Genomic DNA, 8,995 nt, shown 5'->3' with positions numbered 1-8,995 from the left:
TTCTTCTGCTTAATTTTTTGTTACATACTTATAAAATTTCACCACGACTTACTTACGTCCGGTCTGCTTGTATAGTTATTAGCAACTTGCAGGTTTCTTTTTTGCGGCGTTCTGTATTCTCAAACCGTAGTTCTTTAAGATATCCAGTTAAGGCAGTTTGAGGGACATTACTCGGTTCACCATTGAGTGTGTACCACAATCCTCCGTGCTGACGATTGCAGTAGATTTTACAATTGCCAGCTTCAGAGTGCAATCCCAGTTTTGGCTTATTGATTGCTGCAACTAACTGCTTAAGTAATTCTTCCTGGCGCATTAAGGCAGCAAGTAATTCGGAATTTTCTTGAGGGTTCATTGTTCAGTACCAATACATTTCACTTTCGCATTGGCGAAGCCGTTGATTACAAATGTATGAAACGTAGAGCCAATAAAATAGCGCTCTTGATTTCACAAAAGCGCTTTTTATTACTCATTATTTGCCCTGTACAGATTATTGATGTGAAACAAATCTTGCTAACAACTCTTCACGAGATAATTCAAGACATAGGGGAGTAAATTCTTCTGGAGTTAACTGCAACAAACTATCGACTACTCTTGAGAGTTCTTCATCCACAGAACCAAACCTAAATCTCAACAAGTTTTCTACAACTTGACGTTGCCCTTGCTGTACTCCCTCAAGTTTAGTAGTTTCTTCCCATTGTTCGTAGGCTTGCGACAAATTCATAATTAATTCCTGCTCATCTTCTGTTAAAGTTTCTTGCTGTTGAACTATAATCACCCGCAAATTAGTAATCAGTTTGAGAGTATTTTGTCTTAATTGGTTGCTTTCAGGTAGTGCCAGCAATTCATCAATGGCAGTACGTTGCGTTTCGCCTCTACCCAAAATCCTCAGCCATAATGTTTCTTCTGTTACTGGTAGCTCGTTAACTGATTATGGTTGCATGGTGGGTATAAAAACCCACCATTTCACTTACGCCGCTACCAACTCCCTACGAACTTGCGGCAGTTCAATCGGAGCAGTTGTCCTGGATAGCACCTCTACAGCCTCTTTTACGCTCCAATATCGTACTCCATCCCCACACCACCAATAGTAAGTCTTGGGGTCGTTTTCCCATAACTCATCAGCATTTCTGACCTTGAAGACAATTCCCAAGAATTCATCATCTAGATATACGTTGTGAGCCGTCTGAAGGCTAGTGCGTCCTACATAGGTCAGTCGATAGCCGTCTACTGGTTCGCACAAGTCTTCTGCACGAGTCCCGCGATATCCACAGTTACCGCACCCATGTCCTTCGCAGTCTGGACAGATGGCAGCAGGCATATTCCACTTCGGCAGGGTGAAATCCCATTCAGCCAGTGGGGTTAATATTCGAGCCTTGTGAGAGATATAACAACCAGCGTGACCGATTACTTTATCAGAATGGTATTGGACGCTTAACGATAGCCAGTCACAATCACCTAACAAGCCTATTTTCTCAGCAGCTTGTTTCAATTCCTCATCTGACTTGTGATTGCACTTTACTGGAGCAGAAAAACTCGCTTTTACCTCTGCAACAGCGCGTTTGAAAGATTGTTTGTGGTATCGAGCATAACCGTGGGTCATTTTTACCCAGACGATATCATCACTGTTGATCCAGATAGTCACTACATCTTCGGGCTTGCACTCTTTTGAGTAGTCTGACTGATTGACGATGGTTGCAATGATTTTGCGATCCTGTGTGGTTAACGGATCTTTTGTTAGCGTAGGGGCTGAAAGTTGTGTCATCATTAGAAATTGCCTCTTGATTGGGGTAAAAAGGCGATCGCGAGTTTTCCAGACGCAGCGATCGCCTTATTTTTATTGGTCAGTTTGTTGTGCTTGCACAACACTCTCAATCTAGATTTGGCGAAGCCTTATAAAAGTGTTCAATGGTAAAGCGTATTAACTGATGGTCAAAACACCAGACAGCACTAAGCTGTAGAGAAGATATTGGGATGTTACCGTGTCCTCTGTACAGCCATGTTGTATTTTTTAAAAAGGCGATTGCCTACTACTGAGTACGCAATCGCCTTAATTCTGGAAAGATTGAAGTTTTTACAACCAGTTTTTAGACTTAGTGTGGTCATCGGAATCATCTCCGGTGGCTTGGCCCTTACAAGTTTACGGCTTCCGGCTGCTAGTCCCGGTGGCTACTAGTTTTATTGGTTTGGTATCAGTAACTCGATTTAACTGATTTAGTTTGTAAGTCTTTGGTATTGGGGGCGCTGGTGATTTACTCTCCTTCGCCCTTATATTTAGCATTGTATAACGCACACCTATAATTTGTCAATAGTATTTAGTAACGCAGCGCAACTATTGCACGGTGCAATTTATATCCCAAATTAAAGAAGACACATCACCATCTAATGCAATGCAAAGCTTTTGTAGGATTTCGGTACTAACAGTTACTTCTTTCGGCTTTTTAGGACGATTAACAAACAAGTGCGGAGCTTCTAATTGCTGAATGTAAGTAGCAGATATACCTACTATCTCTGATAGTGCTTTCCGGCTATATCCAGCCTTTTCCCTTAATTCTCTTAATTTCTGCGCGTTTTCTTCATTCCAACGGAAAGATGCTACCGGAGTAACATCTATTTTGATCTTCATTTGTAAATCTACCTTATTATTGCGCTCACCTGTTGACATTTAATGCTACTCGCCTTAATATATTGGTGTCAACCATAATTCAACCAAATAAACCCGTGTTACACCATAAATTTATGGTGCTAAAAGCTTTTGTCCTGGTTGATAATGCCCAAAATTATTTATGGACAATTGTTTTAGTGACAGCTCGGCTTAAGGCGGCTAAGGCTTTTCCTCCAACTTAGACTGGTATTCGACAGAAAAGCGATATAAAAGTAGAAGGCGAAATATTGTTATTGGCAGCCAAGGTGGAGCGAGGATGTTAAAGCCAAATTAAACTAAGAGTATGAGAATTGGTATTTTCGAGCAGATGACAGTTAATAATGGATTGATTCTTACGCTCTTTATTCTGATTATAACCCTGCTATCTCTTGGCTATGGTTTTGGTGTGAAAGCTCGACGTTTACCCTTTACGGCAGAAATTGGGTATAACCAGCAGCAATGGCAATTTCTGCAATGGTGGGTCAAATTAGCTTTGGTTGCTGGAGTTTTGTTACCGATGTGCTTGTTAGCTCTGGCTTGGAAACAACCATCTGCATGGGTATTTTGGGGAAGTTACCTGTTGATAGTCACCGTACAACTCATATCTGAACGTATTTTTAGTCGCTCCCTAGTGCCAAGTATTGTTGTACCTATTGGCTTTTTATACACAGCCTTTCGGTTGTGGCAGCTGCTAGATGGATTCACACAATTAACATTTTCCTATTTGACATTAGTGGGTTTTGGCGTTGTTGTCTTGTTTTGGGTTTCTAACTTAATAATGTTGATGGTGATGCCCATTCCAACAATCTTTAAAGGTTCGGAGTCAATTGAACAATCTTGATTTTAATGAAACATTTTTACTGCCTAGCTGAAAGCTGTGTTTCGTCGTAGTTATTTTTCGCACCCAATCCCATCACCATCTCGGTCAAACCCATGAGGATCGGGTGGCAGCACTTTAAACCTTCGTTGGCTAATATCTCGGCAATTTAAGTCTGGTGAATTCTTTGGAATGCAAAAATCTGGGTAAGCAGGGTCGCAGTTATTCTGTTGCTGCGGTTGAATCGGCACTGATGTTGCCCGTTGAGCAGCTTTGTGGCGGAAGTCCCAAGGCATCACAGGATTAGCCTGACTCCAAAATGCTAAACGTTTTTGTTTGGCGGTGTTTTCACCTTGCAACAAGCTATCTTTAGACTCTGGACAGCCTTTGAGATACTGACGATAGATCACAGCCTGTCCCTCTTGCACCATACTCACGTTGACACTGCGATTACCAACAAACACCTCTGCAACTAAGCGCTTATATTTGTCAGTTTCAACGGAGCGTAGAGTAATTCCTTGTCCCACTGGCAGCAATTGTTTGAGTCTTGTTGATGATTGCTGTCCCCAAGGGTTTTGCTTCATCTCTGGTGCATCAATGCAAGCGAGGCGGACAGTTACAATTTTATTACCAGTTCTCACCCGTATGGTGTCACCGTCACCTACGCTTACAACTGTAGCGGTAAGATTGTTGGCAAATACGGGTAACAACATTTGAGCTACAAGCAGAACGCTAATTGCAACAAAGGGAATTTTCTGAAGCATCTGTAGTAATAATCACTATATAATACTTATGATGCCCAGACAACTAATTAAAAGTAGCTAATAAAATCAGTAAAGTTAAATTAATAACCAAATTTGTTAGTTAAGTTGGTGCTGCTTTTTTGTCGCAACTGATAATCGTCATACACTAACATTGACTAAATCAACATCAGCAAGCCATATTGTTCTGCTTTGGGCAGACACTTCTTCTAAAATTGGAGAGCGCCACTCTACCCCATAAAGCCAATTATCTTTGAGACTAAAAATTCCTTGAATAATACGGCGTGTCGGCTGTTCACCGAAATCAACCTCAACTATATCCCCCAATTTAAAAGCTGGAGTAAAAACAGTGGACTTTTCTAGTCGATTTGTTCTATGAAATTCTTGTTCAGCTAAGTAGAGAGTTTCACTCTGGCAAACAATTGCATAAATCCATTGCTGTCTTTCCCACTGAACACCACAGCAGTAGCCTGACAAGTCTGAGATTGGCAACAAAACTTTTTCTAACATTTTCACTGCTAAGGGAGGCATGGACTGACCCCATTCAGGAGAAATATGCCAACAGGATTCTAAGGCGGTAATTTGGTTAATCATCTGGGAATGTAGTTCTCTTTTTTATACATACACTCACTTGCATCAGTCTGATCCGGAATATAATTCAAAATAAATATAGAAGTGATTGACTGGTATCTGATGTTTATTAGCAGCTGTCTCTAATAGAGATGATCCATCCCTAACCTCTAACTATTGAAAAACAAAGAAAAAATGACTGAATATTTAACTGGTAAAAAAACAACTATAGAGCAACTAAATGAATGGATTGAGTTTTTTCATACTCATGGTTTTCTTGTAATTGACAATGTATTGACACCTGAACAATGTGAGCTTTTAAAGAATGATTTAGATGAAACTCTCAAAAAATTTGAAGGTGAAAATTATCACGAGTCAAAAAAAATGATGATGAAGCGAATGTTCGAGCATTCAAAGCAAAATTTAAATCTTTTTGCTTTAGAACCTATAGTTACATTTGCAGAACATTTAATTGGTGGAGCAAATGGAATAGGTTACTCAATACAGGATGGTGTTCCCAACGCTAATATAATTCATGTTATCCACAATAACTCATTTAAGATTCCTCCAAACACTGATGGTTTGGCTAAAAATGCTTGGCATCAAGACGATACACCGCACGTAATTTCCCTTGATGGGGAACCCTTAACCAACATTCGCCTGAATGTTCTAGCATTCACAGTAAATTATTACTTGACAGATGTACTATCTGAAAGAAATGGGCCAACTCAAGTGATTCCAGGATCTCATCTATTTGGCAAGTTCTGCAATGGTGATATTTCTGGATATGAAGACCGGGTTTATAACTGCTTGGGAGCAATGGGTTCTGCTGTTTGTTTTAACAATCAGGTATGGCATAGAGGGTCTAGAAATTCGTCCTCTATAACTCGCTACATTACGCAGATTACCTATGCAAAAAGACTGGTTGGGCATAAGTACGAACCCTTTATGAATTATCAAATGCCTAGTCACTGCTATGAAGAAGCAGACCAGAGATTGAAGCAACTCTTAGGATTTCTTCCCAACGGTGCTTATGGTTAGATGATTATGAGGCTACTTTTCAAAGTAAAACTTAGCTTGAATTTAGAGATAAAAGGGCAAAAAGCGCTAGTCATTGGTTGTGGCTTGGGAAATGATGCCGAAGCTCTAGCTCCGAAGAGGGGTTGAAGTAACTGCATTTGATATTTCACCAACAGCAGTCGCTTGGTGTCAAGAGCGATTTCCAGATTCGACTGTCAACTATGTAGTTGCAGATTTGTTAGCAATTCCCTTACAATGGCATCAAGCTTTTCACAAAGTTTTTGAATGTCGCAATATTCAAGCTTTGCCGTTGAATGTGCGTTCTTGCGTTATCTCCTCAGTCGCTTCCCTTGTTGCTCTCGGTGACACAATGCTTGGTGATTACTCGTGTTCGAGATACAGAAGCTGAACCGGATGGCCCACCTTGGCCATTATCAGACTCAGAATTAGCACAGTTTGAAAGTTTGGGATTACAGCAAGTAGAAAAACTTGAGTTTTTAGAATCTGAGCTTGACGTTAAGCAAGTGCGGATTGAATATCAAAGGCATACTTCTTTGACAGGTTCCTGATTTTAGATATACTCTCGAATTTTTCCCTCGTCCCTTCCGAGGGAGGATACAAAGTATCCTCCTGCCCAGAAACTTTCTCCAATGAAATTCACCACCCCTACCATCTTCGATGGTGGCCCCATCCGTGGAACCCTCCGCCAAATCCAAAGTGGAACCCTCTTCCAAATCCGAAATTGATGCCATAAGTAGGATAGGGCGACACATAGATGGGATAAGGGTTGTAGATGTAAGTAGTCGGAGGCGCTACGGTGTAATAACCATCTTCATTACAAACAGTAGTAGTATGTTGCACAATTGTTTTAGGTACAACATTCTCTTGCCCAGCATAAGGTAGATTCAAATAACCATCCTGAAAACCACGAGCAAATTCCCCTCCCACAGTCCGAGGTTTATAAGCTTCTCTATTCCGAGCGCTTTGTTCTCCTTCTCGAAAACCATCTGCATAAGCATGGGGGTGGTCAGATGCCGATTCTTTGATCACCCTATTCTCAGTAACAGGATGACAGTAAACAACCCTATCAGCTTTAGCGGCTTGGGGAAAAAGTAAAGATGTTGAGCCAGCGATTAAGCTGAATATTGCAGCAACAACTATTTTCTTCACAGCCTTTAACCTCATTTATGCTTAATGCTCTAAGCCCTTTAACTTTAATTATAAAACCTGAATCCTTGCGGGGACATGAGCCAAAAATCATAAATCCCCTGTCAACACCCCTAGCCTAAAGGAATGGGGATTCTAGCCTAAAGTCTTAGGAATAACACGGCGCAATAGTTTATTTCTTCTCCGGCGAGTTCTGGCGCAATAGCTGCTGACGAAACAACAATATTTTGCATTCCTCGCGTCACGCAGATTTGGGCGCAAAAATAAGTTTATTGTTCCGGTTCCAGTTTCAAAGAATGCGATCGCCTAAACCCGTTAACAGGTTTCTTGCATTTCAGTTCTGGGGGATAATCTACTGGGAAAGTAACTCCCCGTAATACCCTTGGAACCCAATCAACTAAACCTATTTCCAGACGTAAAACCCACACCAGCACATAGAGCAGAGGCGCTGGTGATGAGTGCTGATACGCTGCTGAAGTGGAAATCTCAGATTTTGGATTATCAGCAGAAGGTAAGAGAGAACAAACCACCACAGCAGACGGCATTATTTGACCTTACCCCTAAGCACTGCGAACCAGACCAAATAGATCCACTCTTGCTGCGGCTTGTGCCAATGTCGTTTTATCGAATGCCAGTTGATAGTTCTGGGTCAGCTTATCTGTATTTCATCATAGACTCGGCGGCTTCTGCTGTGTTGTACGTGGGCGAAACCTGCCGCAGTAACAAGCGCTGGAAGGGTAATCTATCTTGGGGCTATGCAAATGCTAATAGCACCAAGAAAAAGCCCATCAAAGAACTTTATTTTGAATGGGAGTATAGGGGAGTAAGGGAAAAACTTATATGCGATAAGCGGTGCTTAAGCCTTCTCCAAAGGAGACACTAGCGCGAACGGCTATCGGATCTTAAAGAGCAGATAATTTAACTGAATGAGGCAAAGGTTCCAGTTACAGATATATTAAAATTGCTGACTTATAATCCAAAGTTTAAACGTGCTTTAGGTCGGAATTAGTAGCAATAAATACGGCTCAATATTAGTGTTTATTTAAGGAGCAAAATCTGTGGAATTCAGTGAAGAAATTAATAAGTCTTCTACTCTTACAGAAGACTGGAATAACCCTCTTACAGAAGAATGGGTAAATTCGGAATATGGTCAAAAATTTTTAACGCAACTTCAGGCAAAAATGATTGACCCAGAATCTGATGTATTTTGGACTTCTTGGCACAAGCTTGCGGCTGATGGTTTTCTCAATCCTTCAGGTAATGGATACTTAAATTTAAGTCAGCATTTGGATGTGCATCATGGATATAAATCCTATTCAAAATGGAAAAGAGAAAACCCTGAACAAGAAAGCACTTTTTTTGGTTTTTTGTTATGGCATCTTATCAAAACCTTAAAAAGACCAGAGAGGGTATTTAAGGCTTTCCATTTTAGAAAAATTGCAAATAATTGGTATATTATTAATAATCCCACAATTATCATACCAGTTTTTATGCTCAGTGGAGATGATATAAAAGATGCTATTATTCCTAATGTTTATCAAATAGAAACGTTATCAGAATGGATGGATATTTATATACAAACAGTGAAACAGACTCGTTCCGGTTCAACACATCGCGTTTCACCATATATTTATAGCTTGTCCCATCTGTTTGGAAATTTACCGAACCAGCCATTTGAATCCTTTCATTTACATTGGTTTCCTGGAACTTGGGTAGGAAATATTTCTCTTTACTTTGGTAAAAGATATTTTCCTGGAACAAGATTTTTTCCTGAACTTATTGAAGCTGTTGAAACTATTGAAGAAAATAAATATTCATTGAGCCACCTACTTCTGAATTTATTGAAATCCGGTTTTATAAAAAAATATGCGCTTAGAGATTTGCTACAAGGACGACTTCAGATTCCTTGTAGCATCAAATTTTTTCATGGGACTTTGAATCCAGGTGATATAAATTTCTTCTTAGAAGAATTTCTAAAAAGTTTAAATTGTCTTGAGTAATATTGGGACTTCCAGAAAA

General features: G+C 40.2%; 15 protein-coding genes and 1 pseudogene. 8 read left to right on the top strand and 8 right to left on the bottom strand.

Features of this window, described 5'->3' with window-relative positions; all coding sequences use genetic code 11:
* Positions 1 to 52 precede the first annotated feature (52 nt).
* The 3 genes from HWQ44_RS13595 to HWQ44_RS13585 all read right to left on the bottom strand — a co-directional run bounded on the left by HWQ44_RS13595 (position 53) and on the right by HWQ44_RS13585 (position 1,765).
* The gene (locus HWQ44_RS13595) at positions 53 to 352 is read right to left on the bottom strand and encodes a hypothetical protein (protein ID WP_292719309.1); all 300 of its coding nucleotides are present in this window, start codon (positions 350 to 352) and stop codon (positions 53 to 55) included.
* A gap of 135 nt (positions 353 to 487) precedes the next feature.
* Positions 488 to 880: a hypothetical protein gene (locus HWQ44_RS13590; RefSeq protein WP_292719307.1), complete on the bottom strand. Its 393-nt coding sequence runs from the start codon at positions 878 to 880 to the stop codon at positions 488 to 490.
* Positions 881 to 967: 87 nt separating this feature from the next.
* The gene (locus HWQ44_RS13585; RefSeq protein ID WP_292719305.1) at positions 968 to 1,765 is read right to left on the bottom strand and encodes a hypothetical protein; all 798 of its coding nucleotides are present in this window, start codon (positions 1,763 to 1,765) and stop codon (positions 968 to 970) included.
* Between the two features lie 6 nt (positions 1,766 to 1,771).
* On the opposite strand from HWQ44_RS13585, the gene HWQ44_RS13580 reads away from it, so the two are divergent.
* Positions 1,772 to 1,912 (top strand): hypothetical protein, encoded by a 141-nt coding sequence (locus HWQ44_RS13580; protein WP_292719303.1) that lies wholly within the window; start codon positions 1,772 to 1,774, stop codon positions 1,910 to 1,912.
* 417 nt (positions 1,913 to 2,329) lie between these two features.
* Here the strand turns inward: HWQ44_RS13580 and HWQ44_RS13575 are convergent, their stop codons facing one another.
* The gene (locus HWQ44_RS13575; protein ID WP_292719301.1) at positions 2,330 to 2,662 is read right to left on the bottom strand and encodes a helix-turn-helix transcriptional regulator; all 333 of its coding nucleotides are present in this window, start codon (positions 2,660 to 2,662) and stop codon (positions 2,330 to 2,332) included.
* A 26-nt stretch (positions 2,663 to 2,688) separates the two neighbouring features.
* Between HWQ44_RS13575 and HWQ44_RS13570 the strand changes: the two genes are divergently transcribed.
* Complete coding sequence (locus HWQ44_RS13570; protein ID WP_292719299.1) at positions 2,689 to 2,844, top strand: hypothetical protein; 156 nt, start codon at positions 2,689 to 2,691, stop codon at positions 2,842 to 2,844.
* A 101-nt stretch (positions 2,845 to 2,945) separates the two neighbouring features.
* Positions 2,946 to 3,482: a hypothetical protein gene (locus HWQ44_RS13565; RefSeq protein WP_292719297.1), complete on the top strand. Its 537-nt coding sequence runs from the start codon at positions 2,946 to 2,948 to the stop codon at positions 3,480 to 3,482.
* A 50-nt stretch (positions 3,483 to 3,532) separates the two neighbouring features.
* Here HWQ44_RS13565 and HWQ44_RS13560 read toward each other — a convergent pair whose 3' ends face one another.
* Positions 3,533 to 4,222: a thermonuclease family protein gene (locus HWQ44_RS13560; RefSeq protein WP_292719295.1), complete on the bottom strand. Its 690-nt coding sequence runs from the start codon at positions 4,220 to 4,222 to the stop codon at positions 3,533 to 3,535.
* A 138-nt stretch (positions 4,223 to 4,360) separates the two neighbouring features.
* On the bottom strand, positions 4,361 to 4,813 hold the full coding sequence (locus HWQ44_RS13555) for a DUF1392 family protein (RefSeq protein WP_292719293.1): 453 nt from the start codon (positions 4,811 to 4,813) through the stop codon (positions 4,361 to 4,363).
* 171 nt (positions 4,814 to 4,984) lie between these two features.
* Here HWQ44_RS13555 and HWQ44_RS13550 point away from each other — a divergent pair, with 171 nt between their 5' ends.
* The 3 genes from HWQ44_RS13550 (at position 4,985) to HWQ44_RS33560 (ending at position 6,378) form a co-directional block, all read left to right on the top strand.
* The gene (locus HWQ44_RS13550) at positions 4,985 to 5,830 is read left to right on the top strand and encodes a phytanoyl-CoA dioxygenase family protein (RefSeq protein ID WP_292719291.1); all 846 of its coding nucleotides are present in this window, start codon (positions 4,985 to 4,987) and stop codon (positions 5,828 to 5,830) included.
* 142 nt (positions 5,831 to 5,972) lie between these two features.
* A complete protein-coding gene (locus tag HWQ44_RS33565; protein ID WP_366931380.1) occupies positions 5,973 to 6,218 on the top strand; it encodes a hypothetical protein in 246 nt (81 codons plus the stop codon).
* Entirely contained in the window at positions 6,124 to 6,378 is a 255-nt protein-coding gene (locus HWQ44_RS33560) for a hypothetical protein (RefSeq protein WP_366931379.1), read from the top strand. Before HWQ44_RS33565 ends, HWQ44_RS33560 begins: the two co-directional genes overlap by 95 nt.
* Positions 6,379 to 6,380: 2 nt before the next feature.
* Here the strand turns inward: HWQ44_RS33560 and HWQ44_RS13540 are convergent.
* Positions 6,381 to 6,467 (bottom strand): annotated as a pseudogene (locus tag HWQ44_RS13540) (IS200/IS605 family transposase); the annotation flags it as partial.
* Between the two features lie 8 nt (positions 6,468 to 6,475).
* On the bottom strand, positions 6,476 to 6,979 hold the full coding sequence (locus HWQ44_RS13535) for a hypothetical protein (protein ID WP_292719289.1): 504 nt from the start codon (positions 6,977 to 6,979) through the stop codon (positions 6,476 to 6,478).
* A gap of 379 nt (positions 6,980 to 7,358) precedes the next feature.
* Here HWQ44_RS13535 and HWQ44_RS13530 point away from each other — a divergent pair, with 379 nt between their 5' ends.
* Together HWQ44_RS13530 and HWQ44_RS13525 are read left to right on the top strand one after the other, a co-directional pair.
* On the top strand, positions 7,359 to 7,859 hold the full coding sequence (locus HWQ44_RS13530) for a hypothetical protein (protein WP_292719287.1): 501 nt from the start codon (positions 7,359 to 7,361) through the stop codon (positions 7,857 to 7,859).
* Positions 7,860 to 8,034: 175 nt separating this feature from the next.
* Positions 8,035 to 8,976: a hypothetical protein gene (locus HWQ44_RS13525; RefSeq protein WP_292719285.1), complete on the top strand. Its 942-nt coding sequence runs from the start codon at positions 8,035 to 8,037 to the stop codon at positions 8,974 to 8,976.
* Positions 8,977 to 8,995 lie beyond the last annotated feature (19 nt).

It is taken from the genome of Nostoc sp. JL34 (assembly GCF_017114945.1).
GTDB lineage: Bacteria > Cyanobacteriota > Cyanobacteriia > Cyanobacteriales > Nostocaceae > Nostoc.
This window is presented reverse-complemented; position numbering and strand designations above follow the sequence as displayed.